Raw genomic sequence first — 26,899 nt, 5'->3', positions numbered from 1 at the left:
TACGGAGGTGGGGCGTGAGCAGACGCCGCGTAGTGGTTACCGGGCTGGGGATCATCTCCCCGGTCGGCAACACCCTGGAAGGGGCCTGGGAGAACGTGCTCGCGGGTCGTTCCGGGATCGGTCCGGTCGAGGGCTTCGACGCATCCGCGTTCTCGGTGCGCTTCGGCGGTGAGGTGCGGGACTTCGAGGTCTCCGACTACCTCTCGCGCAAGGAGGCCCGCAAGATGGACCCCTTCATCCACTACGGCATCGCCGCTTCCGTCGACGCGGTCCGGGATTCCGGCCTGGAGATCAACGAGTCCAACGCGGAACGCGTGGGCGTGTCCGTCGGCTCCGGCATCGGCGGCATCAGTGCCATCGAGAAGGGCCATGAGGCCTACCTCGGCGGCGGTCCGCGCAAGATCTCGCCGTTCTTCATCCCGAGCGCCATCATCAACATGATCTCGGGCAACCTCTCCGTGCTGCTCGGGCTCAAGGGGCCCAACGTGGCCACGGTGACGGCCTGCACCACGGGGACCCACAACATCGGCCAGGCCGCGCGCATCATCGCCTACGGCGACGCCGACGTGATGATCGCCGGCGGTGCCGAGTTCGCCACGACGCCCACCGGGCTCGGCGGCTTCGCCGCGGCCAAGGCACTGTCGACACGCAACGACGACCCGCAGGCGGCGAGCCGCCCGTGGGACCGCGGCCGTGACGGCTTCGTGCTCGGCGACGGCGCAGGGGTGCTGGTGCTCGAGGACTACGAGCACGCCGTGGCCCGTGGCGCGCGCATCTACGCCGAGGTCGCCGGCTTCGGCATGAGCGGCGACGCCCACCACATGACCCAGCCGCCGGCGGACGGCGAGGGCGCGCGCCGGTGCATGACCAACGCCCTGCGGGACGCGGGCATGAACCCGGACGAGATCGATTACGTCAACGCCCACGGCACCTCGACGCCGCTGGGCGACCGCGCCGAGGCGATCGCGATGCGCGGCACGTTCGGCGAGCACACCCCGAAGGTGGCGGTCACCTCCACGAAGTCCATGACCGGCCATCTCCTCGGCGCCGCGGGCGGCGTGGAGGCGGTGTTCAGCGTGCTCACGCTGCGCGACGGCGTGATCCCGCCCACCATCAACCTGGACGACCCGGAGGAAGACCTGGGCATCGATATCGTCAGCGGTGGCGCCCGCGAGCGCGACGTCCGCGGCGTGCTGTCCAATTCCTTTGGCTTCGGCGGCACCAACGGCACCGTGATCTTCCGCCGGATCGACTGATCCGGCGGCAGCGGCGATGTGGCGCGTCGACGGTCGACCCGGCGCCGCCCCCCCGGCGGACGACCGCGGGCTGGCTTACGGCGATGGGGTGTTCGAGACGGTGGCCGTCGTCGGCGGCCACCCTGCGCTGTGGCCGGATCACCGGGCACGGCTCGCACGCGGCTGTACCCGCCTCGGCTTCGCCGCGCCGCTGGAACGGGTCGACGCCGAGGTCGCGGCACTGGCAGGGCAGGGCGACGGCGTCATCAAGCTTATCGTCACCCGCGGCAGCGGCGGGCGCGGCTACACCCCGCCCACGGATGCCGGGCCCCGCGTGCTCACCCACCGGGGCGGCGTACCCGAACGCCCGGTGCACTGGTGGCGGGAGGGCATCACCGTTCACCGCTGCGTGACAGCACTCGCCGTACAGCCCGCGCTCGCGGGCATCAAGCACCTCAACCGCCTGGAGCAGGTTCTCGCCCGGCGGGAATGGGACGACCCCGGGATCGCCGAGGGGCTCATGGCCGACACCCGTGGTAACGTTGTGGCCGGTACCATGAGCAATGTGTTCGCCCGCTTCGACGACATCCTGTGCACACCACCGGTCGCCGACTGCGGCATCGCCGGGGTCATGCGGCGGCGGATCATCGCGCTGGCGCCCCGCCTCGGCCTGCGCCCCCGGGTGCGGCGGCTGACATGGGACGGGCTCGCCCGGGCGGACGAGCTGTGGCTGAGCAACAGCCTCGTCGGCGTCTGGCCGGTGGCGCGCCTGGAGCGACGGGCCTGGCCGGAGGCCGCCGGTGCGCGGGCCTGCATCGATGCACTCGCCGCCGCCGGGGCGATCATCACCCCGAAGGGATGGCATTCGCCATGAAGCGATGGCTGACCGCTCTCTGCATGGCCGCCGTGTTCGCCGCCGCCGCAACCGCGGCCTGGGCGTGGCAGACCTACGAGACCACCATGAGCCGGCCCCTCGTCGCGGCCGGGTCCGAGCCGGCACAAATCACGGTGGCGCGGGGCGACACGCTGGCGGGCATCGCCCGGCGGCTCGTCCGTGAGGAGCGCCTGAAGGCCGCCTGGCCGCTGCGGCTGTACGGCCGCTACACCGGCGATGCCGCGCGGATCAAGGCGGGGGAGTACCGCATCGCCCCCGGCGCCAGTGCGACCGGCCTGCTTCGGGCGATGGTCACCGGCGACGTAATCCAGCACGAGCTGACCATCGTCGAGGGCTGGACCGCACGCCAGCTCTTCGACGCCGTCGCCAATCACGACGCCCTCGAACACACCCTTGCGCTCGACGATCCGCAGGCCGTGATGGCCGCCCTCGGCCATCCCGACCAGAAGGCGGAGGGCCGGTTCCTGCCGGAGACATACCATTTCCCAAGGGGCACCAGCGACCGCGATTTCCTCCAGCGCGCCTACCGCGCCATGAACAGCGCCCTGGCGGACGCCTGGGAGGGCCGTGCGGACGATCTCCCGCTGGAAAACCCCGATGACGCGCTCATCCTGGCGTCGATCATCGAAAAGGAGACCGGTGTGGCCGGCGAGCGCGCCCGCATTGCCGGCGTGTTCGCGCGCCGGCTGCGTCGCGGAATGCGACTGCAGACCGATCCCACCGTCATCTACGGCCTGGGCGAGGGCTTCGACGGCAATCTCACCCGCGCCGACCTGCGCCGGGACAATCCCTACAACACCTATACCCGCGCGGGCCTGCCGCCGACGCCCATCGCGCTACCGGGGCGGGACAGCCTCCATGCGGCTGTCCATCCCGCCGACGGCGACGCACTGTACTTCGTGGCCGACGGCAAGGGCGGGCACGTGTTCTCCTCGACCCTGGAGGCCCACAACCGCGCGGTACGCCGCTATCAGCTCAATGGGGGACAGTGACATGACCGCGGGGCGCTTCATCACCATCGAGGGGCTCGAGGGCGCGGGCAAGACCACCGCCATGGACACCGTGCGCGACTGGCTCATCGAGCGCGGACTGGAGCCGGTGATGACCCGCGAGCCCGGCGGTACACCGGTGGGCGAAGCCGTCCGCGGCCTGCTCCTGAACCACGACTACCACGGCATGACCGCCGAGACCGAGGCGCTGCTGGTCTTCGCCGCCCGCGCCGAGCACGTCGCCCGGGTCATCCGCCCGGCGCTGGCCGAGGGCCAGTGGGTGGTCTCCGACCGCTTTACCGACGCGAGCTACGCCTACCAGGGCGGCGGGCGCGGCCTCGGCGAGGCACGCATCGCCGAGCTGGAGCGCTGGGTGCAGCAGGGGCTGCGCCCGGATCTCACCCTCTACCTGGACCTACCCGTGGAGCAGGGCCGTGAGCGCGCCTCCGCGCGCAGTGCCCCGGACCGATTCGAGAGCGAGGGCGGGACCTTCTTCGAGCGCGCCCGCGCCGTCTACCGGCGCCGCTGCGCCGAGCACCCGGAACGGATGCGGCTGATCGACGCCTCCGCCGACACCGACACCGTCCAGCGGCGCATCCGCGCCGCGCTGGCCGTGGCCTTCGGGGAGTCCGAATGAGCGGGGCCGCCGAATCCCGGGGCATGCCCTGGCACCAGGCGGCGTGGCAGCGGCTTATCGGTCGCATCGCCGCCGGCACCATGCCCCATGCCGTGCTCGTCCACGGCCCCCGGGGGGTGGGAAAGACGGCACTGGCGCACCGCCTTGGGGCCCGGCTGCTGTGTGTCAACCCCACGGCGGACGACGAGGCCTGCGACGCGTGCCACGGCTGCCGCATGCGTCTCGCCGGCGCCCACCCGGACCTGTTCATCGCCACGGTGGAGAAGGGGCGCAGCCGGCTGCGGGTGGACCAGATACGGGCCGTCAGCGAATTCGTGACCCTGTCCAGCCAGTACGGCGACTTCCGTGTCGCGGTCCTGCCCGACGCCGACGCCATGAACCCGCAGGCCGCCAACGCCCTGCTCAAGACCCTCGAGGAGCCGCCGGCACGGGCGGTGCTCGTGCTCGTCAGCGAGCGCCCGGCGGCCCTGCCGGCGACGATCCGCAGCCGCTGCCACCAGATCGCCGTGCCGGTACCGTCTCCGGAGGCCGGCGCGGAGTGGCTCGGCCAACACGCCCCACAGGCCGGGCGCCTGCTCGGCCTTGCCGGGGGCGCGCCGCTGCGCGCCATGGCGCTGGCCGACGCCGAGGGCGGTGACGCCTACGACACCGTGGTGCGCCAGCTCGCCGCCGTCGCCGCCGGGGAGACCACGCCCACCGCCGCTGCGGCCCACTGGCAGGGGGGCGACCGGGCCGGCTTCGTCGAGCTCATGCAGATGGCGGTCGGCGAGATCGCGCGCCGGGGCGCGTCCGGGGCGGGCCGCGGACCGGACGTCGAGGGGTTGTCGCGACTGGCGGCAACGGTAGACTGTGAGGCCGTACAGGCGTTCTACCGGCGCCTGTCGCAGTATCGCGCCGCCGCCGAACAGCCGCTGCACGGCCAGCTGATGGCGGAGGCGCTGTTCGCCGAATGGAGCGCGCACGCGCGGGACCGTCAGTGGGGGTACCATGACCCAGAGTAACCGGGGCGGAGGGCGCCAGGGGATCCTGTCGCTGTCCATTCGCGACAAGAACGCGCTGTATGCCGCCTACATGGGCTTCATCCGCAACGGCGGACTGTTCGTGCCCACCACCAAGCGCTACGAGATCGGCGACGAGGTCTTCATCCTGCTCACCCTGATGGAGGAGAGCGAGAAGATCCCGGTGGTGGGACGGGTCGTGTGGATCACCCCCCAGGGCGCCCAGGGCAACCGCACCGCGGGCATCGGCGTGCAGTTCACCGAGAAGGACGGCGGCCCCGCGCGCAACAAGATCGAGACCTATCTCGCCGGCACGCTGGAATCCGAGCGTCCCACCCATACCATGTAGACTCACGACCGCGAGGACGCCCTTGTTCGTCGACTCCCACTGCCACTTCCACCTGCTCGAAGACAACGCCGACACCGACCGTGCCCTGGCCGCCGCGCTCGACGAGGGCGTGGAGCACTTCCTCAACGTCGCCATCGACGTGGAGAGCCGTGACGCGCTGATCGCGCTGGCCGAGCGCCACACCGAGATCTCCACCTCCATCGGCGTGCATCCCAGCGGCACCGGCGAGGACCCGGACGAGGAGACCCTGGCGGCGCTGGCCGACCACCCGCTCATCGTCGCCGTTGGCGAGACCGGGCTCGACTACGCGTACAACGAGGACCGGCCGGAGTGGCAGCGCGAGCGCTTCCGCCGGCATGTGCGCGCGGCACGGCTCATCGGCAAGCCGGTGATCGTGCATACCCGGGCCGCACCGCAGGACACGCTCGCGATCCTGCGCGAGGAGGGCGCCCGCGAGGTCGGCGGCATCATCCACTGCTTCACCGAGGACTGGCCCACCGCCCGGGCCATGCTCGACGAGGGCTTCCACATCTCGCTGTCCGGGATCGTGACCTTCCGCAACGCCGACGCACTGCGTGGGACCGCGGCGCACATCCCCGGGGACCGGCTGCTCATCGAGACCGACTGCCCGTATCTCGCCCCGGTACCGCACCGCGGCCGCGAAAACCAGCCCGCCTACGTCCGCCACGTCGCCGAGTGCCTCGCAGAGGTACGCGGGGAGTCCGTCGAGGAGGTGGCGGCGGTGACCAGCGAGAACTTCTACCGGCTCTTCCCGCAGACCCGCCCGGCGCACGCCAGCGCCTGAGCCCGTCAGCCGCCCGCGAGGGCGAGAACGCGGTCCACCGCGGCGTGGAGCTGCTCGCCGGTGTTGTAGAAGTGCGGCGAGAAGCGGATGCCGCCGGCACGCGCCGCGCAGGGGATGCCGGCGCCGCGCAGACGCCCGAGCAGGTCCCCGGGGTCCGCCACCCCGGCCACGCGGAAGGTTACGATGCCGGCGTGCCGCTCGGGCGCCACCGGCGTGACCGCACTCAGCGCCGGCTCATCGGCGATGCGTTCCAGCAGCGTTCGGGCGTTGGTCATCACCAAATCGCCGATGGCCTGGATACCCTCGTCCTCGAAAAGTGACAGGCTCGCGGACAGGGCGTGGATGCCGAGCATGTTCGGGCTGCCCGCCTCGAAGCGCCGGCCGGAGGCCGCCGGCGCCCAGTCACGGCGGTCGAAGTCCCCCAGCGCCTCCGCCATGTGCCAGCCGAAGCGGTTCAGCTCCAGCGCCTCCCGCGCCGCCGGCGTGGTGTAGAGCACGCCCAGCCCCTCCGGGCCCATCATCCACTTGTGGCCGTCGGCGACCACGAAGTCCGCCCCGACGGCGGTGGCGTCGAAGGGCAAGGCGCCCAGCTGCTGGATCGCGTCCACACAGAAGAGTGCGCCCGCCTCGGAACAGGCACTGCCGAGGCGCTCCAGGTCGATGCGCAGGCCGCTGCCGTACTGCACCGCGCTCACCGGCAGGACCCGGGTGTACTCGTCCATGGCGTCGATGAGCGCGCCCTCGGGATCCTCCGCCCCGGTCAGCGTCACCTCGCGGATCTCCACCTCGTGGCGCTCCGCCAGCGACTCCCAGACCATCCGGTTGGAGGGGAACTCCTGGTCGTTGATCACCACGTTGTCGCCGGCACGCCAGCGCAGGCCGTGGGCCACCATGGACAGGCCCTCGGAGGTGTTCGCCACCAGGGTAATGTCGTCGCTGCCCTCCGCCCCCACAAGCCAGGCGAGCTGCTCGCGGAGCCGGGCCTCCGTGCGGAGCCACGCGGGGTAGTCCGCCGCGCCGCGGCGGGCGTTCACTCCGGCGAAGGCGGCCACGGCATCCGCCGTGCGCTTCGGCCACGGACTCACGCCGGCGTGGTTGAGGTAGATGAGCGACTCGTCCTGGGGGAATTCGTCGTGCATGGCTATCTCCTGATCGCCCTCAGGCCGTGTGTGTCACCGCCGTCGCGTGCCCGCGACGGCGGCAGGTCAGCCGAAGAGCTTGCCGGCGATACGGAATCCGGCGAGGTAGGTCCCCACCGCGGAGCCCAGGGTGCTCAGCAGGAAGATCAGCAGCGTACGCGCGACCCGGTTACGCCACCACCCGCGCAGGCGGGTGACATCGCGGCGCAGGGCACGGAAATCGCGCACCTGGGGCTTGCGCAGGGCCATCTCCGCCGCCGCGGTGACCATCCCGGCCCCGACCGTGGGGTTCAGCGAGGTCAACGGTGCGGCCACGAAGGCGGTGATCACGGTGAGCGGATGGGCGAGGGCCACGGCCGCGCCCAGCGCCGAGAGCGCACCGTTGATCAGCACCCATTCGAGCACCAGCTCGATGCCCAGCGAGGTGCTGCGGTTGAAACCGATGATGAAGCCGGTGAGCACCAGGGCCACCACCAGCCACGGAATCGCGCGGACCCAGCGCGCCCGCGGCGGCGTGTAGCTCAGCCGCTGGACCTCCGCCTCGGGTTCCGCGATCCCCTCGCGCAGCGCCGCCTCCAGGCCGGCGAGGTGCCCCGCGCCGACGACGGCGAGCACGTGGCGCGGCCGGTGCTCCGCCGCCTCGCTCAGCAGGCGCGCCGCCATGAAGCGGTCCCGTTCGTGGATCAGGGTGTCGTAGAGCACCCGGGAGCGGTCGGCGAACTCCGAGAAGGTGGATTCCAGGATATCCCCCTCCTTGAGCCGCTCGATCTCCTCCGCGTCGATGCGCTCGCGGGAGAACAGGCTCGCGAACAGCCCCGAGACCAGCATCAGCCGCTGCCACCAGGGCGTGCGCCGGTAGATGCGCTTGAGGGTGACACCGATCTCGCGGTCCACGAGATACAGCGGCAGCCCGCCGTCGCGGGCGCGCTGGATCGCCGCCTCCATCTCGGCACCCGGGCGGATCTGGAACTGCTCCGCGAGCCGCTGCTGATAGGCGCCCAGCGCCAGGCTCGCCGCCACCATCCCGGCCTTGCCGGTCCGGATGACATGGAAGAGATCCATCTCCTCAAGCGCGCGGGGATTCATGAGGGCGTTGTGACGGCTCTCGCAAAGCTCGACAGCGACGGCGTCGTAGCGCCCCGTATCGATCTCGCGGCGCACGTCGGCCACGCTCTCCGGGGAGACATGGGCGGTGCCCAGCAACGTGAAGGTGGTCGCGCCGACCTCGACCGTTCGCACCAGGTGATCCGCGGGGGTCTCTGACATGGGGAGGGGGTGATCCGATGGCGGCCAGTAAAGGGCGCATTATCGCCGAAGCCTACGCGCTGCCGCAAAGGTGTCGAATGGGGTTCAGGGCCGCGCGAGGGGGATGTCGCGCGACGGCGACGTTCGCCGCCGCGCAACCGACCCGTGGGCGGCCGGGCGTTGACGGGCCCCGGCCGCGGTGGGCGTGTTTTAGCGCGGGCGGAAGGCCACCTGCTGGACGAAGTCCACGTTGCGGCGATCGTAGGGCCGCTGCAGGTCGCCGAAACGCTCCACGTTGATGAAGCCCGCATCCTCGAGGAGGTGCGTCAGGTAATCCTGGCGCAGCGGGTACATGTTCAGCTGGAACGTCGCGCCGTCCGGAAAACGGTACTCGAACTTCGCGAGCCGGCGGTTGAGCTCGGCCGGGCCGACATCCACGCCCGCACCCGTATAGCAGAACTCGTGCTTCGAGCTGTAGCCTTCGTCGAGCATGGTGTCGTAGTTGCGCTGGTCCATCACCAGCATCCCGCCCGGACGGAGCACGGCGAGGATCGCCTGCAGGGCATCACGCCGCTGCTCGTGGTCGAACAGGTGGGTGAAGGAGTTGCCGAGGCAGACGACGGCGTCATAGCGCTCCGTGCCCAGGACCTTGTCGAGCGACAGCCAGTCCACGGCCTTCGAATCGACGAAGGAAACGCCATACTTCTTCGCGTTCTCCCGCGTCTTCGCGATCATGTTCTCGGAGCCGTCCACGGCGGTGACGTTGAAGCCCGCGCGGGCCAACGAGACGGCGTTCACGCCCGTGCCCGAGGCGATGTCGAGGACGTCCTTCGCGCCCTGGGACCCGATCAGACGGTTGTAGAAGTGGCCCTCGCGCTCGAGGCGGGATTCCCAGCCGACCAGGTCGTCCCAGTAGTCGGCGAAGGTCGGGGTGTACTGATGGTACTCGTTGCCCTTGTCGGAATTCAGAACGGCTGACATCGGTCGTTCCTCATGAAATTGCGTGGTCACAGATGACCCGGCCGCAATCGACGGCCGGGCCCGCTCACCCATCGGTAGACGGCTGTGCCGTCGCCCGTGCCGGGCACGGGTGGTCAGCGATGGGAGCGGCGGGCCCCGCGACACCGGGGAGGTCCCGGTGGGGCCCGACCACGACCGCTGCTTACCTTAGGGAAAGGCTGGCGGCAGACACAGATTCAGTTGCGGGCAATGCTGACCGGTACAGTTTGGCCTATCATGGGCCGCGATGAGTGATTACCTCTACGAACGCGTCGCGGCAGGAATACAGGCACAGATCGAACAGGGCACCTACGCCCCGGGCGAGCGCCTGCCCGGCGTGCGCAAGCTCCGCCGCCAGTACGGCGTCAGTGTCGCCACGGCGGTGGCCGCCTGCGAGCTGCTGGAGCAGCGCGAGATCCTGGAGGCGCGGCCCCGCTCGGGCTTCTACGTGCGCGGCCGTGCACGCCACGCCACGGCGCCACCGGAGGTCAGTGCCGAGGAGACACCGGGGCCGTCCCTGGTCTCCGGCCAGGAGCGGGTTCTCGAGCTCGTACAGGCCCATCACGATCCGGACCTGATGTCCCTGGGCGCCGCGGTACCGGATGCCGGGTTTCTGCCCGGGGCGGCACTGGACCGATCCTTTGCGCGGGTACGCCGGCGCGCACGCCGGCGCATCGCCGGCTACGACTTCCCGCCGGGCAGCTCGGAGCTGCGCGTGCAGGTCGCCCGGCGCATGGCCGATGCCGGCTGCAGCACCGGCCCGGACGAGCTGGTCGTGACCTCCGGTTGCCAGGAGGCGCTGGTGCTGAGCCTGCGGGCGGTGGCAAACCCGGGGGAGGTGGTGGCCATCGAGTCGCCGACCTTCTACGGCATCCTCCAGGCAATCGAGTCCCTGGGCATGCGTGCACTGGAGATCGCCACGGACCCCGCCGACGGCATGATCCCGGACGCGCTCGCCCACGCCCTCAGGACCTGGCCGATCCGCGCCTGCGTGATGATGCCGAGCTTCGGCAACCCGCTGGGCCACCTGGCCCCGCCGGCGCGCAAGGCCGCGCTGGTGGCGCTTCTGCGCGAGCATGGCGTGCCGCTGATCGAGGACGACGTCTACGGCGAGCTCGCCTTCAACAGCGTGCGTCCGTGGGCCGCCAAGGCCTACGACGAGGACGGCGACGTCCTCTACTGCAGCTCCTTCTCGAAAACCCTGGGCGCGGGGCTCAGGGTGGGCTGGGTGGCACCGGGGCGCTACCGCGACCGGGTAATGTATCTCAAGTACGCCGGCAGCCAGGCGAGCCCCACGGTCACCACCCTCGCGGTAGCGGACTACCTGGAGCAGGGCGGCTACGAGCGGCACCTCCGACGCGCCCGCCGGCGCTACGAACGCCAGGTGCGGCGCTTCGTGGATGCCATCGGCCGCCACTTCCCGGAAGGCACACGGGTGACGCGCCCGCGCGGCGGATTCGTGATCTGGGTGCAGCTGCCGCGGAGCACCGACGCCGTCATCCTCCAGCAGCGTGCCCGGGCGGTGGGGATCAGCATCGCCGCGGGCCCGATCTTCTCCTCGAGCGGACGCTACCGCGACTGCCTGCGCCTGAACTGCGCGCACCCGTGGACAGACACGGTGGCGGACGCCGTCGCCCGGCTCGGCACCATCGCCCGCGAGCTGCACCGGGAGGGGATCAGCTGAGCCGCCGAGCCGTCACTCGCGGTGCAGGGGCGCCAGTGCCGTCTCACCGAGCAGGATCACCTCGATCTCCTCGGTGATCTCCTCCTGGCGCAGCGCCTGGCCGCGCCGCCTGAGTGCCGCACGGCGTTCATCGAGCCGGCGCACGGCGGCGTCGAGGTGCTGGGTTCTCTGCTCGTTCTCCGCGGTGAGCGAGGACAGGACGACGTCCCGGAGTGCGGCCGTGAGGTGGTAGTCCAGCAGCTCACGCAGGAAGTCCCCGGGGGAGAGGTTGAGCAACGGCGGATTGCCGGCACCGTGCACCGCCGGCGGCTCTGGGGACGGCGGAAAGATCTGCCGCTGGCGGACTCCGACGCCGCCGGGGACCTGATAGACGGCGGTGATCCGCGGTGGCCCGAGGCCCTCGATGAACCGTGCAAACGCCGCCAGCGTGGCCGTGAGCACGGGCTCCACCTCGTCGGCGACCACCGGCCCATCCAGCGTCCCGACCATCGGCACACCCGCCGGCAGCCGGCCGGGCAGGCGCCGGCCCACGGTCAGGCAGGGCGCGCCCGCGGGGACCGCCGCCGCGACCCGGCGGTTGAAGTCCCCCACGAATCCGCGCTCGCTGCCCACGGCCAGGGTTACCGGCGTGCCGGCATCCGGCAGGAGCGTCCCGCCATAGTGCTGCCAGAAGGCCCGGGAAGCCGTGTCGATGACCGCACTCACACCGGCCTGATGGGTCTGAAGCCTGGCCAGCGTACGTGCCTCGACGGCCGCGAGGGTCTTCATGCTCCCGAGTATCTCGCCGAGCTCGCCAAGCGTCGCGATCCGGGCCTCCACCCGGGCCCGGCCACTCACGGCCCGCCCCCGAGCCAGCCACGCAGGGCCTCCAGCCAGGCGTCCCGCGGCGAATCCAGGGTCAACCCGCTGGCACCCACGTGCAGGAGCAGGTCATTCAGCCGGGCCGCCGCCTGTTCCGGACCCAGGTCATCGAGCAGCCCCGCCTGGTAGGCGATCATCCAGGCGAGGTCGAACACCACCGGCACCGGCGCCAGCCGGTCCTGCTTCAACAGCTCCCGCAGCAGCCGCCCGCGTTCAAGGCGCCGCTCCATGCTCGCCTCCAGACGGGCACCAAAGCGGGTGAACACCTCCATCTCCAGGAACTGGAGGTAGTCCAGCCGCAGGTGGGCGGCCGCCGCGCGCACCGCCGGGTGCTGGGCCTGGCCGCCGATGCGCGAGACCGAGCGGGCGACGTCGATCGCCGGGCGGAACCCCCCGGCGAAGAGGTCGCGGTCGAGATACACCTGGCCATCGGTGATGGAGATCAGGTTGGTGGGGATGTACGCGGCGATCTCGCCCTGCTGGGTCTCCACCACCGGCAGGGTGGTCATCGAGCCGCCGCCCTCCGACGGCGCCAGGGCGGTGGAGCGTTCCAGCAACCGGGCGTGAAGGTAGAAGATATCGCCGGGATAGGCCTCGCGCCCCGGCGGGCGGCGCAGCAGCAGCGAGAGCTCGCGGTAGGCGCGGGCGTGGGTGGACAGGTCGTCGTAGACGACCAGGGTGTCGTGGCCGCGGTACATCCACTCCTCGGCCAGGGCGCAGGCGGCGAACGGGGCGAGGTATTTCATGCCCGGCAGGCTTACCGCCTCGGCCACCAGCACCACCGTATGCGCCAGCGCGCCGTTCTGGCGCAGGGTCTCCACCGTGGACAGGGTGGTGGAACGCTTCTGCCCGATCAGGCAGTACACGCAGAGCACGCCCTGGTCGCGCTGGTTGATCACCGCGTCCATGGCGATGGCGGAGCGGCCGGTGCCCTCGTCACCGATGAGCAGCTGGCGCTGGCCACGGCCCACAGGCACCAGCGTGTCGATAATCCGCGTGCCGGTGTAAAGCGGCCGGTCGACGAACGCGCGGGCGGTGATCGGCGGTGACGGCGCCTCCAGGGGGCGGCGGGCGCGCGTCTGCGGCGGCGGATCACCGTCCAGGGGGCGCCCCAGCGGGTCGACCACGCGGCCGAGCAGGGCGTCCCCCGCGCCGATGGCGAGACCGCCGCGCAGGGGCATGGCGCGGGTGCCCGCCTCCAGCCGGTCCGTCTCCTCCAGCAGGATGGCACCGAGCCGTCCCTCGGTGAGCTCGAAGACGAGCCCGCGGCTGCCGTCCTCGAAACGCAGCACGTCGTCCATGCCCGCCGAGGGCAGGCCGTCCACCCAGGCGATGCCGTCGCCCACGGAGATCACCGTGCCCTGTTCGCGCACCCGCAGACCGGGGCGGTAGCCGGCAAGACGCCCGGCGGTGGTCGCGCCCCGGCTCATGCGGTCTCCCCGGCGAAGAACGCCAGCTCGTCGGCGACATCGGCCTTGAGCACCCAGGCACCGACACGCAGGCGCACACCCGCGATCAGCGCCGGATCCTCGCTGAAACGCCACTCGCGGCCGGCGCCCAGCCGCGCTTCCACCGCCTCACGCAGGGCATCGCGGTCCGTCGCCGCCAGTGTGTAGGCACTCACCACCTCCATGGGCCCCTCGGCCTCGCGCATGCGCGCGAGCTGCGCCTCGTCCAGGCCGGCCAGGTCCTCGACGGCCATGTCGATGAGACTGCGCTCCAGCGCGGGGGAGGCGGCACGCTCCAGCAGCCGTGCGGCGAGCCCGGCGGCAAGGGAACGGACCTCCGCCTCGTGACGCTCGGCCTCGCGTTCCACCCCCCGCTCGGCGAGCGCGGCAACCTTGCGGCGCTCGGCGTCGAGTTCGTCCTCCAGGGCCGTCATGGCCCGGCGCCGCTCCGCGGCGATCTCCTCGTCCAGCGCCGCCCGTGCGCGCTCCCGCTCGGCGGCCCATTCCGCCTGGCGGGCCTCGTAGTCCTGCCGCAGGGTCTCGGCCGCCTCCCGCTCGGAGCGCGCCGCCTCGAGCGCAGCGCGCACACCCTCGCGCCGGCGTGCAATGGCGGCCTGCACCGGCCGGTAGAGGAAGCGCTGCAGGATCCACACGAGGATCAGGAAGTTGACGACCTCCAGCGCGAACGTGGTCCAGCTCAGTTCCATGACCGGCTCCTACTGCCCGAGAAGGTAGCCGAGCAGGGGGTTGCGGAAGAGCACGATGAGCACCACCACCAGCACGTAGATGGCCAGGGACTCGATCATCGCCAGGCCGATGAACAGCGTGCGGGTGATCGCGCGCTCGGACTCGGGCTGGCGGGCGAGGGCGTCCAGGGCCTTGCTGATCGCCTTGCCCATGGCCCAGGCGGGCAGCATCACACCCAGGGCGATGGCGATCAGCGCCACGGCGGTGGAGGCGATGATCAGGACGCTGAGATCGGACATCGGTCACTCTCCTTGCTGGGTGAGTCGCTGGGAGGCGATGCCGCCGGCGATGTACACCAGCGCGAGCATGCCGAAGATGTAGGCCTGCACCAGGGCCTCGATGACGTGCAGCATCAGGATCGGCACCGGCGCGAGGAATCCGGCCACCACGAGCACCAGCAGTGCCGTGAGCTCCAAGCTCATGATGTTGCCGAACAGCCGCACCGCAAGTGCCACCGTGCGCGTGATCTCGCCGATGACGTTGAACGGCAGCAGGATCGGGCTCGGCGAGAGGTAGTGCCGGAGATAGCCGCGCAGGCCCTGGTAGCGCACACCGAAGACGTGCACCGAGACGAACACCACGAACGCGAGCGCGGCGGTGGCGGATAGATCACCGGTGGGCGAGTGCAGCCCCGGCACGATACCGAGCAGGTTGGCCACCACCAGGAACACCCACAGGGTCCCCACCAGCGGCACCACCCGTTCCGGATGATCCGGCATGACCTGCGCCACGGCGCCCTCGATGGCCTCGACGATGCCCTCAAGCGCCGCCTGGACCATGCCCGGGTCGTCGCCCAGGCGACGGGTGAGCAGCCGGCAGGCGAGCGCCAGCACGGCCATGATCAGCCACGTGTAGAGCACCGTGTCGCTGAGCGTGACCGGACCAAGGGCCACGCCGCCGCCGTCGAGCAGTCCGCCGCCGTTCACCGGTCCCGCCCCCGTATGAACAGATAGACATTGCTGGCCCCCAGCACGACGCCGCCGACCAGGCAGACCGGCGTCCAGTACACCGAGTAGCCCGGGTCACGACCGTCCAGCCACAGGCCCAGATACGCCCCCGCCACCACGGGGATGACCAGCAGCAGCCCCAGGGTGGTGAGGTAGACGGTCTGCGCCATCAGCGTGGGACGGTCGCGCTCGGCGCGGCGCATCCGCGCCGCCTGGCGCCGGACCTCGCGCTTGAGCCGCTCGGTGTCGTTCATCCTCATCGCCCGCGCCCCATCTCCCAGAGCCGGCGCAGCATCGCCTCCTCCAGGCGCCGCAGGCTCTCCCGGCCCGCCTGCATCCGTTCCTCCTCGGCGACCAGCGTGCTCGACAGCGCCGCGGTGATGCGCTCGTAGTCCGTGTCGCGCTGATAACGCCGGGTCGTCAGCCACAGGCGGTTGTCGCTGAAATGGAGCAGGGCGCCGGGCAGCGCCAGGTATTCCCACGCCCCCTCGCCGACGCGAAAGCGCGCGAGGCCGAACACGAGCACGGTCATGAACGCCTCGTGGCGGGCGCGCAGGCCGAAGCTACCGGTGGCGTCCTCACCGATGAAATCGCTCACCCCGGTGACCGTCTCCTCCGCGATGGGCGAGCGCAGCGCCATCTCGAAGGTGTTCACTGCGTCGTCCGGTTCATGCTCGCGCGCATATAGCACTGGTCCTCCGGAACGTCGTCGAAACGGCCGGCCAGAAAGGCGTCGCAGTCGGCGAGGGTGTCAGTCAGCGGCACCGACACCCCGGCGATGCCCGAATGCCCGGCGGTGACGTGGAACGGCTGGCTGAGGTAGCGCTGGAGCTTGCGCGCGCGCAGCACCACCTGGCGGTCGGCGGCGGAGAGCTCCTCCAGGCCGACCATGCTGATGATGTCCTCCAGCTCGTGGTAGCGGGCCAGGTGCTCCCGCACCCCCTCGGCGACGGCGTAGTGGCGGTCGCCGAGCACATGGCGGTCCATGAGCTTGCTGCCGGAAGCCAGCGGATCCACCGCGGGATAGATGCCCTGGCCGGCCTGCGACCGGGAGAGGATCACGGTCGTGTCCAGGTGGCTGAGGATGGTCGAGACCGCCGGGTCGGTCATGTCGTCGGCGGGGACGTAGACCGCCTGTACCGAGGTCACCGCGCCGGCGGCGGTGGAGCTGATGCGGTCCTCCAGCTCCGCCACCTCCGTGCCCAGGGTCGGCTGGTAGCCCACCGTCGCGGGCATGCGCCCGAGCAGGCTGGAGACCTCGCTGCCCGCCTGCACGAAGCGGAAGACGTTGTCGAGCAGCAGCAGGACCTCGGTGTGCAGCGTGTCTCGCAGGTACTCCGCGTAGGTCAGCGCGGTGAGACCGACGCGGAAACGCACACCGGGGGATTCGTCCATCTGGCCGAACACCAGGGTGGCGTCCGGCAGCACACCGGTGCGGTCCAGCTCGTGCCAGATCTCGTGACCCTCGCGCAGGCGCTCGCCCACGCCCCCGAACACGGACACGCCCCGGTGCAGCGCCGTCACCGCGTGCATGAATTCCATGATGAGTACCGTCTTGCCCACACCGGCGCCGCCGAACAGGCCGGTCTTGCCGCCCCGGGCGAAGGGGCAGAGCAGATCGATGACCTTGATGCCCGTCTCCAGCACCGTGCTCGTGCCGTAGGACTGCTCCAGCGGCGGTGGCGGTGCGTGAACGTTGCGATACTCCTCCGCCTCGACCGGCGGGCCGTCGTCCACCGGCTCGCCGAAGACGTTGAGCACACGGCCGAGGCAGCCGCGGCTGACCGGCACGTGCAGCGGCGTGCCGAGGTCGTAGACCGGCATTCCGCGGCTCAGCCCACGCGTGGTGTGGAGCGTTACCGCACGCAGATGATGCCGGTCGAGATGCTGATGGACCTCGAAGACATAGTGCTCGCCGTCGAGCACGGTACACAGGGACTGGCGCAGCGGCGGCAGCCGCTCACAGCGGATGACCACCACCGGTCCCTGTACCTCCGAGACGATGCCGGCAAGCGGCAGTCCCTGCACGTCGATGCCCGACGTCGCCAATGGCGGCCTCCCTGTGGAATGCTCCAATGCCCACTGCCAATCTAGTCCGCTCCGCTGACTGGATTATTGACGCTGGTCATCCAACGTCGAGTCGGGGGGACTGGCGCGGCCACCGGGGGCCGGTCACGGGGACTCAGCGGCGGACGGCGGGGGCGCTCAGGTCGGCATAGAGCTCCGGGCGGCGATCCTGCAGGTAGGTGTTGCCGACCGGGTCGTCCCGGCGGAAGGCGGCGGGATCGACCTCGGCGACGAGCAGCGCCTCATCCGCCCCGGCGGCGGCGATGGGCTCGCCGTTCGGCGAGCAGATCGAGCTGCGACCGGTATAGCGCACCCCGTCCTCGGCACCGCAGCGGTTCGCGTAGGCGACGAAAAGGCCATTTTCCCAGGCCCTTACGGGCACTACATGAGTGGCGACGTAACTGAAGGGATGGAATAGGGCGGTGGGCACGAGCACGGCGTCCGCGCCGTGGATCGCGGCGTGACGCACCGCCTCCGGGAATTCCACGTCATAGCAGATCAGGATGCCGAAGCGCAGCCCGGCGCAGTCCACCACGGGCAGGCCAGTGTCGCCGGGCAGGAACAATCGCCGCTCCCCGTCACCGAACAGGTGTGCCTTGCGCATCCCGGCGACGCGCCCGCCCGTCGCGTCGATGAGCTGGGCCGCGTTGTACACGCCGGCGGCGGAGCGCTCCGGGTAGCCGTAGAGGATGGCGAGCCCCGCCTCGCGGGCGATCGCCGCGATGCGCTCGGCGGACGGGCCGTCCGCCGGTTCCGCCAGGGACCAGGCGTCGGTGCCGATGTTGTAGCCGCTCAGCCACATCTCCGGGAGCACGAGCAGCGCCACGCCCTCCGCCGCCGCGCGCGCCGCGGTGCGCTCCAGATCGGCGATGTTCGCCGCGGGGTCGCCGGCGTTGCCGGCGGTCTGGTGTATCGCGAGCTTCATGTGGCGGCTCCCGCGGCCATTACCGGTCCATCGGCTCCCAGCGCCCGAGCAGGCGCGGGAGGTTCCCGAAGCGACCGATCAGTCCAAACACGAGGATGGCGATCATCACGAACATCACCGCCACCGCGGCCATCACCGGCGAGTAGCCGTAGCGCAGGGCGTTGAAGATCTTGATCGGGAGGGTCTCGACCGTGAAGCCGGCAACCATGTACGCGATGATGTACTCGTTCATGGAGAGCACGAAGGTGAACGCGTAACCCGATATGATGTAAGGGCGGACCAGCGGCAGGACCACGGTCAGGAAGGTCGTCTTCTCATCCGCGCCCATGGTGCGTGCGGCCTCCAGCATCTCCCGGTCCAGCGCCTCCAGGCCGAGGGAGATCGTCATCAGCGGCAGGGTCACCAGGAAGATCCCGTGGGCGATCACGACATTCTCGAACTGCCCGTAGTGGCCCAGCGCCGCCCAGAAGACCATGAAGCCCACCGCGGTGATCACCGGCGGCAGCATGAACGGCGCGATGCCGAGACCGTAGAGGATCTTCGCGTAGAGCAGGCGATGGCGCCAGAGCACGTAGGCCAGGGGCAGGGCGATGGAGGTCGCGACCAGGCCGGCCACCGTGGCGATGATCAGGCTGTTCTCGATGGGCCCGCGCCAGGCGGCGTCGGTGAGCATGTCGGCGTACCAGCGCAGCGACACCCCATCCGGCGGGAAGAACAGACGCTTCTTGGCGTTCAGCGAGACGCCGAGGACCACCACGATGGGCGAGGCCAGGAACACGGCCACCGCGGCGAAATAGAGATTGCGGACGGTGCGGGTCATGGCAGCGGCCCTCAGCTCGCGGTGTGGATACGCTCACGCGCACCCAGCACGAAGGTCAGCAGAATGAGCGCCAGGCTGGTCAGCAGCAGGAACACCGCCAGCGCCGCCGCGAACGGCACGTTGGACTGGTAGACCGCCTGGTCGGTGATCAGCACCGACAGGGTCCAGTGCTCCGGATTGCCCAGTATCTGCGGGATCAGGTAGACGCCCAGCGTGAACACGAACACCAGGATCAGCGAGGCCACGATCGGCTGGCGCATCGCCGGGATCACCACGTTGAAGAACGCCCGCTGCGGCGAGGCCCCGAGGGTGCGCGCGGCCTCGGTGAGCTCCGGGTCCAGCCGCGACATGGACGGGTAGAGCATGAGCACGGTGTAGGGCAGGGTGAGGTAGCAGTAGCCCAGCACCTCCGCGGTGAACCCGGGCGCGAGCCCCACCGGGTGATCCATCAGCCCGAGCCATACCAGCAGGTTGGACACCCCCGCGGTGCGCGAGAGCAGGATCGACCAGCTGAACGCGATGATCACCTCGGAGAGCGAGAGCACCGAGAGCAGGAACACCAACCAGATCGTCTGCGTGCGCATGCGCATGCGCGAGAGCAGGTAGGTAAACGGGAACGCCACGGAGACACTGATCACGGCGACCAGCATGCCCAGATAGAGCGAGAACGCGAGGTTGTCCAGGAACAGCGAGGAGAACAGCCGCGCGTAGTTCGAGAATACGAACGCCGGCTTGTAGAACGCGCTCTCCACGCGCTGGAAGAAGCTCACCGCGAGCATGATTCCGAACGGGCCCACGAAGAACACGCCCAGCATCAGGGTCGGATAGCTCAAAAGCCACTTGCGGGCCGTCGTGCCTTCGGTCGCAGTCGTGCTCATCGCTTCAGTACCACGCAGGCCTCGGGGGGAAGCTCCACCGTCACGGTCTGGCCCTGGTGGACATCCGGCTTATCGCGGGGCTGGACGTGACTGGTGATACGCGTGCCGCCGCAGTCCACATAGAGTTCGACGCTCTGACCCACGTCGCGCACGAACGCCACGGTTCCCGAGAGGCGGTTCGGACCATCCTCGTCGCCGGCATAGAGGTGCACGTCCTCGGGGCGGACCGAGACGGTGACGGCGGTGCCCGCCGCAGCGCCGGCGGGCAGCCGCGCGGCCTGGAGCACATGGCCGTCGACGCGCACGCTGGTGTCGTCCACCACCTCGCCCTGGAGCAGGTTGCTGGTACCGATGAACTCGGCGACGAAGGCATTCGCCGGGTCCCGGTAGACCTCCAGTGGCGTGCCGATCTGCTGCACCTCGCCGTCACGCATGACCACCACCATGTCCGCCATAGTCATGGCCTCGCGCTGGTCGTGGGTGACCAGGATGGTGGTCACGCCGACGCGCTGCTGCAGCAGCTTGAGCTCCACCTGCATCTCCTCGCGGAGCTTGGCGTCCAGAGCGGAGAGCGGCTCGTCGAGCAGGAACAGCTCGGGCTCCAGGGCCAGCGCCCGGGCGATCGCGACGCGTTGGCGCTGGCCGCCGGAGAGCTGGGAGACGTGGCGGTCACCGACCCCTGGCAGGCGCACCAGGTCCAACAGCTCCTCGGCGCGCTGGCGCTGGGCGGCCTTGTCCTGCCCGCGGATACGCAGTGAATAGGCGATGTTCTCGGCGACGCTCAGGTGCGGGAACAGCGCCAGCGACTGGAACACCATGCCCAGGTTGCGCTTGTGCGCGGGCAGGGCGGTCACGTCCCGGCCGGCGAACTCGATGCGCCCGCCGGTGGGCATGTCCAGCCCGGCGATGAGCCGGAGCAGCGTGGTCTTGCCGCAGCCGGAGGGGCCGAGAAAGCAGACCAGCTTCCCGCGGGGCACGGTGAGGTCCACCTCGGAGACGGCGGCGACGTCACCGAAATGCCGGCTGACGCCCTGCAGCGTCAGCGCGTCGTGGCTGTCTGCATTCATTGGGATTCCAGGTGGTTAATGATGATTTTTCAAGTGGGCGAGGAGGGCGGTGCCGTTACGGCACCGCCCACGGTTCCGGGTTATCCGGTGATCATCGCCGTCCAGCGGTCCGAGAGCCAGTCGCCACGATCCAGATACATCTGGTAGTACGGCAGGATCGGGGGCTTGTCGCTGGCCACCGCGGCGAACTCCTCGTCGCTGAGGTCCAGGTGCTCGCGCTTGACCGTCGGCGCTGTGCCCACCCGGCGGGCGAGCTTGGCCTGGATATCCGGCCGGCACATGTAATTCATGAACAGGTGCGCCTCCTCGAGCCGGTTGGAGGCCTTGGACACGCACCAGGAGCCGGAATCGAGCACGCCGCCTTCCTTCGGGAAGGTCGAGCGCACCGGGAAGCCGTCCGCCGCGGCGAGACCGGTGACGTCGTGGTAGTACTGGCCCATGGGGATCTCGCCGCTCTGCAGCGCCTGCTGGAACTGCCCCTCATCGCGGTACCACAGACGCACGTTCGGCTTCACCTCGGCGAGCTTGTCGAGGACCTTGAGGATGTCGTCCTCGCTCTTGAGGCTGTCGTGGCCGTTGAAGAAGGTCTTCGCGGTGATCTCAAGGAGGAACGAATTGCTCACCAGGGCAAGCAGGCCGAGCTTGTCGCGGTTCGCCGGGTCCCAGAAGGCGGCCCAGCTCTCCGGCGGCTCGGGGTAGGTATCGGTATTGGTCACCAGGGTGATGTACCAGCTCACCGCCCCCAGACCGGAGATGCTGCCGTCGTCATAGGTATGGACGAAGTTATCCAGCAGGTACTTGCGGTTGTCGAGCTTCGCCGCATCAAGGGGTGCCCAGAGCTTCGCATTGGCCCCCTTGAGCCGCGGCACCTGGGCCATCATCGAGACGTCCGCCGGGGCCTGGCCGGCACGGGCGGCGTTCTGGAGCTGAACCAGCCAGGCCTCGCCGGTGGGCTCGGCGACGGACTGGACCTCGATGCCGGTCTCCTTGGTGAAGTCCGGGAAGATGTGCTTGTCGAAGGAATCCTTGAAGTAGCCGCCGTAGACGCCGACCTTCAGGGTCCGGTTCTGTGCCCGCAGGATCGGCGGCATGGACAGCATCGCCGCCCCCGCCAGACCGGCGCCGATGAATTCCCGGCGCGTGATGCCGTTCTTGGTTTCGTCGCTCATATGTATCTCCCCGGCTTCTTTGGACGTTTGCTTCGGTTCATTCCCGCGACGGACGCGCCATCGACGGGCTGTAGACCATCAGGCTCAGGATCTCGAAGAGCACCTGGGCACCGACGTGGGCGGTGTTGGTCGTCGTGTCGTACTCGGGGGCGACCTCGACGACGTCGCCGCCCACGATTTCAAGTCCCTTGAGCCCGCGCAGCAGTTCCAGCACCTCGCGGGAGCTCAGGCCGCCGACCTCCGGCGTGCCGGTGCCCGGCGCGAAGGAGGGATCGATGCCGTCGACGTCGAAGGAGACGTACACCGGCCCGCCGCCGACCACCTCGCGGGCGCGCTCGATCACCGCGGGGATGCCCATGCCCGGCACCTCCTCGGCGTGGATGACGGTCATACCCGCATCGTAGGAGAACTCCCAGAGGTATTCCGCGGAACCTCTGATGCCGACCTGGATCGTGCGTGTCGGGTCGAGGACGCCGTCCAGCACCGCGTTGCGGAACGGTCCACCGTGGTGGAACTTGGTGTCGTCAAACGGCCCGCCGGTGTCGCAGTGGGCGTCGATATGGACCAGGCCCACGGGCCCATGGCGCCGCGCCACGGCCTTGAGAATGGGGTGCGTGATCGAGTGGTCACCGCCGGCTGAGAGCGGCACCACGCCGGCATCCACGAGCCTCGCCAGGAAGGCCTCGATATCCTCCAGGCTCTGCTCCAGGCGGTACCGGCTGCGCATGGGCACGTCGCCGATGTCCGCGACGCGGAGATCCATGACCGGCGCGCAGTCCAGCGCGTGGTTGTAGGGGCCGATACGCTCCATGGCGCGCAGCGCCCGTGGCCCGAAACGCGCCCCGGGACGGTTGGTCACACCCAGATCCATGGGCACGCCGACGATGCCCACCTGCAGGTCGCCGAAGTCCGGATTGGCGGGATCGACGGGCGAGTAGGGCGCATCCAGGAAGGTGGGCACCCCGGCATAGGGCGCGGAGCGGTTTCCGCCCTCGAACACCTGTGCCGCCACGCGCTTGAAGCGCGGGTCGTGGAAATCGTCACCGCCGCTGGACGAGTAGCGCTGCCGCAGTGCTTCGAGCTTGTCCTGATCCCAGGCCATGTTACGTCCACTCAATGTTGTGCGGGCCACCGAGGCTATCGGTGCCGGCCCGCTGTTCCAGAACTGCCCGTTTGGCTATTACTGAAGTATTGCAACGCGACATGAAAGTTCAATTGACAATGTTATTCTGTTGTTTGTGAGTTTTTCTCACGAAGAGAGGCCTGACAATGCCTTCCAGGTTACCCCCGCTGAATCCGCTCCGCGCCTTCGAGGCCACTGCCCGGAGGGGCTCGGTCTCCGAGGCCGCGCGGGAGCTCAACGTGACCCACGGCGCCGTCAGTCACCAGCTCCGCGCCCTGGAATCATCCCTCGACGTGCAGCTCTTCGAGCGCAAGGCGCAGCGCCTCAAGCTCACCGCGCAGGGGGCACGGCTGCTGCCTTCGGTATCCTCGGCGTTCGAGGAGATCGCCACCGCGATGGCGGAGATCCGGCGGCCTTCCACGCGTGGAGACCTGTCGGTGAGCTGCACGCCGGCGCTGCTCTCGTTCTGGCTGCTGCCGCGGATTCGGGAGTTCAACGAGCAGTTTCCGGACGTCCGCCTGACACTGACCTCATCCAACGATCCGCAGAACGTGCACTCGCCGGAGCACGACGTCTGCATCCTCTACGGCGACGGCAACCTGACGGACTGCTGGGTGCGGCTGTGGTCGAACCTCGAGCTCTTCCCGGTGGTCAGCCCGACGCTGCTGAACAGCCGACCGCTACGCACGCCCCGGGACCTCGAACAGCACGTAATGCTCCACATCGCCGATCACCGGGAATGGCACGCCTGGCTCTGCGCGCTGGATGCCCCGGACCTCGCCGGGCGCTGCACCCATCATTTCCTCAGCGACGCGCGCCTTGGCCTGGAGGCGGCGGTGCTCGGCCACGGCGTGGCCCTGGGCGATACCATGACCGCCAGCGGACTGCTCTCCCGGGGCGTGCTCGTCCGCCCCTTCGACCGCTCCGTGCCGGCCGTGGACAGCTTCTACGTCGCCTGCCGCAGCGAGGCGAGGGCGGCGCCCATCGTGAAGGTGTTCATAGACTGGCTCTACGCCGCCCGCGACGGCAGCAACGCGTTGGCGGAGCCACAGTCCGGCACACGCAGGAGCGGGCGGCGGCGCAGTAGTGGTAATGTCCCCTCCGGGGCCGGGCATGACGATGCCGCGGCGGCGACCGGGGCGGGCGCACCCCGCGACGGTACAGATCACTGACGCAGCAGGCATTTCGCCCCCGACACGACACACGAGACAGCGACACAGCCGGAAACCCATGACCGACACCGCCGGATTCAACCCCGCCGTGCACGGCCTCGCGCCGCCCCCCATCGCCGCCGTCCAGCAGTGGGCGAGGGCATACAGCGGCGATCACGGCCCCCTTGTGGACCTGGCCCAGGCCGTGCCGGGCTACCCGCCGCACCCCGACATCCTGGGCTGGCTCGCAGAGGCCGCCGGGAGCGCGGAATTCGCCGGTTACGGCCCCATCGAAGGCGAGGCCGCGCTGCGCAGTGCCTACGCCGAACATGTCAGCGCGCTCTACAAGGGCGACATCCGCCCGGAGAACGTGCACATCACCGCCGGCTGCAATCAGGCGTTTCTGGCCGCGGTCATGGCCGTGGCGGGGGCCGGCGACAACGTGCTGCTCGTCAATCCGTTCTACTTCAACCATGAGAGCTCGCTGTCGATGCTCGGCATCGGCACGGAGCACCTGGAAAGCCTCGCGGAATACGGTTTCGTACCCGATCCCACCGGGGTAGAGGCCGCCATCGGCCCACGGACCCGCGCGGTGGTACTGGTCACGCCGAACAACCCGACCGGGGCGATCTATCCGCCGGCGACCGTCGCGGCCATCCACACCGTCTGCCGGCGGCGTGGGCTCTGGCTCATCGTCGACGAGACCTACCGCGACTTCCTCCCGGCGCAGGACCAGATGCCCCATGGGTTGTTCGGCGAGCCGGACTGGACGCACGACGTCATCCAGCTCTACAGCTTCTCGAAGTCCTTCTGCATCCCGGGGCACCGGCTCGGCGCCGTCACCGCCGGCGCGGACGTCATCACCGAGATCGCCAAGGTCATGGACAACCTCCAGATCTGCGCCCCGCGCGTCCCGCAGTTCGCCGTGGCGCGGGCCCTGCCGGCGCTCGCAGCGTGGCGCGAGGACAACCGCCGCGAAATGGCACGGCGTGCCGAGGCGTTCCGCGACGCGATGACCGGCGTGCCCGACTGGCCGGTGAGTTCGATGGGCGCGTACTTCGCCTACATCCGGCATCCTTTTCCGGACGAGACCTCGAGCGGGGTCGCCGAGCGGCTGGCGAGGGACGCCGGCGTGGTGACCGTGCCGGGAGACTTCTTCGGCCCGGACCAGGCGCGTTACCTGCGTGTCGCGTTCGCGAACACCACCGCCGAGCGCGCCGCGGTGATCGGGGAACGCTTGAACCTTCTCTAGACTTTGTCGATAAAGAATTGTTTTAAGAGAAATCAGTTCGACGAACGGGCAACGATAACGATCCGACAGAGGGGCAGACGCATTTCCCCGGCACAGGCATCGCCGTGCCGTGCGATCTACCATTACCACGTCGCGACGGAAAATCGCCGCCGCCGGAGGGAATGATGAGCAACCTGGCCCCGGAATCCAGTGAAACCTACGAGCAGGACTGCAGTGCCCCCCGGAGCTGCGACGCCATCGAGCTGCTGATCGAGCCCCGCAAGCGCGACCTCGGCGGCTTCTCCGTCCGGCGCGTGCTGCCGACCCGCGAGCGCAAGCTGGTCGGGCCGTGGATCTTCTTTGACCACATGGGTCCCACGGACTTCCCACCAGGCGACGGCATCAACGTAAGGCCGCATCCGCACATAAACCTGGCGACCGTGACGTATCTCTTCGAGGGGGAGATCCTGCACCGTGACTCGCTCGGCAGCTATCAGCCCATTCGGCCCGGCGACATCAATCTCATGGTGGCGGGCAAAGGGATCACGCATTCCGAGCGCGAGCGCCCGGAGGTGACCGCCGCGCCTCATCGTCTCAATGGCCTCCAGCTCTGGCTCGCTCTGCCGGAGGCCGACGAGGAGACGGCGCCTGCATTCCATCACTATCCGGACACCACGATACCCCGCGTGGAGGTCGACGGCGTCCCGGTCCGGGTGATGATGGGCCACGCATTCGGCGTCAGCTCACCGGTGCGGACGTACGCACAGACGCTTTACGTCGAGGCCCGCCTGCGCGCAGGCCAGCGCCTGGCGGTACCGGAAGCGCACGAACGCGCCGTCTATGTCGTGGAAGGCGGGCTGACCGCCAGGGGCACGACAATCCCGGAGCACACCATGGCGGTATTCACCGACGCGCCAGGGATCATCCTCGAGGCCACTCGCGACGCACGCATCGCAATCGTCGGCGGAGAGCCTCTGGGACAACGCCATATCGAGTGGAACTTCGTATCCAGCCGGAAGGCACGCATCGAACAGGCCAAGGCCGAGTGGAGAGCGCAGACCTTTCCCAAGGTCGTCGGCGACGAGTACGACTACATCCCGTTGCCGGAATAGGCCCACGGGAAGATCAGAAGGCCCAGGGCAGATTACCTTGACCGGCGGACGGCTCCACACGCGCCTAACGCATCCATAATTGCGTGTAATGTATATTATGTTAAATAGTCAATGCGACGATCTGGTGTCCCCTTCCCGTAGATTAGGTCCACGGATTAGTAGAACTTCCGGCATGATGGCGGTCTCGACCTGGAGGTCATCATGCGTAAGAGCCGGTACAGCGAACACCAGATCGTCAGCGCCCTGAAGCGCGCCGAAGAGGGCGTGGCGGTGAAGGATATCTGCCGGGAGCTGGGTATCAGCACGGCGACGTTCTACCAGTGGCGCTCGAAGTACGGCGGCCTTGAGGCGTCGGATTTGAAGCGGATCAAGGATCTC

29 protein-coding genes are annotated in these 26,899 nt (G+C 69.6%); 12 read left to right on the top strand and 17 right to left on the bottom strand.

What is annotated here, in order from left to right; genetic code table 11:
• The first annotated feature begins 14 nt into the window (after window positions 1-14).
• Genes fabF through C516_RS0102365 form a run of 7 tightly spaced genes read left to right on the top strand, consistent with a single transcriptional unit; the run spans window position 15 to window position 5,908 of the window.
• Window positions 15-1,256, top strand: a complete 1,242-nt coding sequence (gene fabF / locus C516_RS0102395) for a beta-ketoacyl-ACP synthase II (protein ID WP_026320885.1) — start codon at window positions 15-17, stop codon at window positions 1,254-1,256.
• Window positions 1,257-1,272: 16 nt separating this feature from the next.
• Complete coding sequence (gene pabC / locus C516_RS18305; RefSeq protein ID WP_018716761.1) at window positions 1,273-2,109, top strand: aminodeoxychorismate lyase; 837 nt, start codon at window positions 1,273-1,275, stop codon at window positions 2,107-2,109.
• Window positions 2,106-3,122 (top strand): endolytic transglycosylase MltG, encoded by a 1,017-nt coding sequence (gene mltG, locus C516_RS0102385; protein WP_018716760.1) that lies wholly within the window; start codon window positions 2,106-2,108, stop codon window positions 3,120-3,122. Before pabC ends, mltG begins: the two co-directional genes overlap by 4 nt.
• A 1-nt stretch (window position 3,123) precedes the next feature.
• Window positions 3,124-3,756, top strand: coding sequence for a dTMP kinase (gene tmk, locus C516_RS0102380; protein ID WP_026320883.1), 633 nt, complete (start codon window positions 3,124-3,126; stop codon window positions 3,754-3,756).
• Window positions 3,753-4,757 (top strand): DNA polymerase III subunit delta', encoded by a 1,005-nt coding sequence (holB, locus tag C516_RS20300; protein ID WP_018716758.1) that lies wholly within the window; start codon window positions 3,753-3,755, stop codon window positions 4,755-4,757. The genes tmk and holB overlap by 4 nt, the downstream gene beginning before the upstream one ends.
• Window positions 4,744-5,103, top strand: a complete 360-nt coding sequence (locus C516_RS0102370; protein WP_018716757.1) for a PilZ domain-containing protein — start codon at window positions 4,744-4,746, stop codon at window positions 5,101-5,103. Before holB ends, C516_RS0102370 begins: the two co-directional genes overlap by 14 nt.
• A 22-nt stretch (window positions 5,104-5,125) precedes the next feature.
• Window positions 5,126-5,908: a TatD family hydrolase gene (locus C516_RS0102365; protein ID WP_018716756.1), complete on the top strand. Its 783-nt coding sequence runs from the start codon at window positions 5,126-5,128 to the stop codon at window positions 5,906-5,908.
• A gap of 5 nt (window positions 5,909-5,913) precedes the next feature.
• Here the strand turns inward: C516_RS0102365 and C516_RS0102360 are convergent, their stop codons facing one another.
• The 3 genes from C516_RS0102360 to C516_RS0102350 form a co-directional block, all read right to left on the bottom strand.
• Entirely contained in the window at window positions 5,914-7,047 is a 1,134-nt protein-coding gene (locus C516_RS0102360; protein WP_018716755.1) for an aminotransferase class V-fold PLP-dependent enzyme, read from the bottom strand.
• Window positions 7,048-7,113: 66 nt separating this feature from the next.
• The gene (locus C516_RS0102355) at window positions 7,114-8,313 is read right to left on the bottom strand and encodes a TraB/GumN family protein (protein WP_018716754.1); all 1,200 of its coding nucleotides are present in this window, start codon (window positions 8,311-8,313) and stop codon (window positions 7,114-7,116) included.
• A 189-nt stretch (window positions 8,314-8,502) separates the two neighbouring features.
• The gene (locus C516_RS0102350; protein ID WP_018716753.1) at window positions 8,503-9,273 is read right to left on the bottom strand and encodes a class I SAM-dependent methyltransferase; all 771 of its coding nucleotides are present in this window, start codon (window positions 9,271-9,273) and stop codon (window positions 8,503-8,505) included.
• Between the two features lie 265 nt (window positions 9,274-9,538).
• Here C516_RS0102350 and C516_RS0102345 point away from each other — a divergent pair, with 265 nt between their 5' ends.
• Window positions 9,539-10,975: an aminotransferase-like domain-containing protein gene (locus C516_RS0102345; RefSeq protein WP_018716752.1), complete on the top strand. Its 1,437-nt coding sequence runs from the start codon at window positions 9,539-9,541 to the stop codon at window positions 10,973-10,975.
• A 12-nt stretch (window positions 10,976-10,987) separates the two neighbouring features.
• Here C516_RS0102345 and C516_RS20295 read toward each other — a convergent pair whose 3' ends face one another.
• From C516_RS20295 to speB, 14 genes are all read right to left on the bottom strand, one after another.
• Window positions 10,988-11,812, bottom strand: coding sequence for a F0F1 ATP synthase subunit gamma (locus C516_RS20295; protein WP_018716751.1), 825 nt, complete (start codon window positions 11,810-11,812; stop codon window positions 10,988-10,990).
• Window positions 11,809-13,266: a F0F1 ATP synthase subunit alpha gene (locus C516_RS0102335; RefSeq protein WP_018716750.1), complete on the bottom strand. Its 1,458-nt coding sequence runs from the start codon at window positions 13,264-13,266 to the stop codon at window positions 11,809-11,811. The genes C516_RS20295 and C516_RS0102335 overlap by 4 nt, the downstream gene beginning before the upstream one ends.
• A complete protein-coding gene (locus C516_RS0102330) occupies window positions 13,263-13,991 on the bottom strand; it encodes a F0F1 ATP synthase subunit delta (protein WP_018716749.1) in 729 nt (242 codons plus the stop codon). The genes C516_RS0102335 and C516_RS0102330 overlap by 4 nt, the downstream gene beginning before the upstream one ends.
• 9 nt (window positions 13,992-14,000) lie before the next feature.
• Entirely contained in the window at window positions 14,001-14,270 is a 270-nt protein-coding gene (locus C516_RS0102325) for an ATP synthase subunit c family protein (RefSeq protein ID WP_018716748.1), read from the bottom strand.
• A 3-nt stretch (window positions 14,271-14,273) separates the two neighbouring features.
• Window positions 14,274-14,957: a F0F1 ATP synthase subunit A gene (locus C516_RS0102320; RefSeq protein ID WP_018716747.1), complete on the bottom strand. Its 684-nt coding sequence runs from the start codon at window positions 14,955-14,957 to the stop codon at window positions 14,274-14,276.
• Window positions 14,954-15,238 (bottom strand): AtpZ/AtpI family protein, encoded by a 285-nt coding sequence (locus C516_RS0102315; protein ID WP_245558732.1) that lies wholly within the window; start codon window positions 15,236-15,238, stop codon window positions 14,954-14,956. Before C516_RS0102315 ends, C516_RS0102320 begins: the two co-directional genes overlap by 4 nt.
• Window positions 15,235-15,633 (bottom strand): F0F1 ATP synthase subunit delta/epsilon, encoded by a 399-nt coding sequence (locus C516_RS0102310; protein WP_018716745.1) that lies wholly within the window; start codon window positions 15,631-15,633, stop codon window positions 15,235-15,237. Before C516_RS0102310 ends, C516_RS0102315 begins: the two co-directional genes overlap by 4 nt.
• A complete protein-coding gene (gene atpD, locus C516_RS0102305; protein ID WP_018716744.1) occupies window positions 15,630-17,027 on the bottom strand; it encodes a F0F1 ATP synthase subunit beta in 1,398 nt (465 codons plus the stop codon). The genes C516_RS0102310 and atpD overlap by 4 nt, the downstream gene beginning before the upstream one ends.
• A gap of 133 nt (window positions 17,028-17,160) precedes the next feature.
• Window positions 17,161-17,970, bottom strand: coding sequence for a carbon-nitrogen hydrolase family protein (locus tag C516_RS0102300; RefSeq protein ID WP_018716743.1), 810 nt, complete (start codon window positions 17,968-17,970; stop codon window positions 17,161-17,163).
• 19 nt (window positions 17,971-17,989) lie between these two features.
• Window positions 17,990-18,790, bottom strand: coding sequence for an ABC transporter permease (locus C516_RS0102295; protein WP_018716742.1), 801 nt, complete (start codon window positions 18,788-18,790; stop codon window positions 17,990-17,992).
• 11 nt (window positions 18,791-18,801) lie between these two features.
• Entirely contained in the window at window positions 18,802-19,668 is an 867-nt protein-coding gene (locus C516_RS0102290) for an ABC transporter permease (protein ID WP_018716741.1), read from the bottom strand.
• Window positions 19,665-20,735, bottom strand: coding sequence for an ABC transporter ATP-binding protein (locus tag C516_RS0102285; RefSeq protein WP_018716740.1), 1,071 nt, complete (start codon window positions 20,733-20,735; stop codon window positions 19,665-19,667). The genes C516_RS0102290 and C516_RS0102285 overlap by 4 nt, the downstream gene beginning before the upstream one ends.
• An 80-nt stretch (window positions 20,736-20,815) precedes the next feature.
• The gene (locus C516_RS0102280; RefSeq protein ID WP_018716739.1) at window positions 20,816-21,904 is read right to left on the bottom strand and encodes an ABC transporter substrate-binding protein; all 1,089 of its coding nucleotides are present in this window, start codon (window positions 21,902-21,904) and stop codon (window positions 20,816-20,818) included.
• Between the two features lie 37 nt (window positions 21,905-21,941).
• On the bottom strand, window positions 21,942-23,006 hold the full coding sequence (speB, locus tag C516_RS0102275) for an agmatinase (protein ID WP_018716738.1): 1,065 nt from the start codon (window positions 23,004-23,006) through the stop codon (window positions 21,942-21,944).
• A gap of 167 nt (window positions 23,007-23,173) precedes the next feature.
• Here speB and C516_RS18290 point away from each other — a divergent pair, with 167 nt between their 5' ends.
• The 4 genes from C516_RS18290 to C516_RS0102255 all read left to right on the top strand — a co-directional run.
• The gene (locus C516_RS18290; RefSeq protein WP_084594046.1) at window positions 23,174-24,199 is read left to right on the top strand and encodes a LysR substrate-binding domain-containing protein; all 1,026 of its coding nucleotides are present in this window, start codon (window positions 23,174-23,176) and stop codon (window positions 24,197-24,199) included.
• A gap of 58 nt (window positions 24,200-24,257) precedes the next feature.
• Window positions 24,258-25,430 (top strand): aminotransferase, encoded by a 1,173-nt coding sequence (locus C516_RS18285; RefSeq protein ID WP_018716736.1) that lies wholly within the window; start codon window positions 24,258-24,260, stop codon window positions 25,428-25,430.
• Between the two features lie 164 nt (window positions 25,431-25,594).
• Window positions 25,595-26,521, top strand: a complete 927-nt coding sequence (locus C516_RS0102260; RefSeq protein WP_018716735.1) for a pirin family protein — start codon at window positions 25,595-25,597, stop codon at window positions 26,519-26,521.
• Window positions 26,522-26,722: 201 nt separating this feature from the next.
• A partial coding sequence (locus C516_RS0102255; protein WP_018716734.1) for a transposase occupies window positions 26,723-26,899 on the top strand: 177 nt, incomplete at its 3' end.

It is taken from the genome of Arhodomonas aquaeolei DSM 8974 (assembly GCF_000374645.1).
Taxonomy (GTDB): Bacteria; Pseudomonadota; Gammaproteobacteria; order Nitrococcales; family Nitrococcaceae; genus Arhodomonas; species Arhodomonas aquaeolei.
The sequence above is the reverse complement of the archived record's forward strand: the minus strand, read 5'-3'. Positions and strand labels throughout refer to the sequence as shown.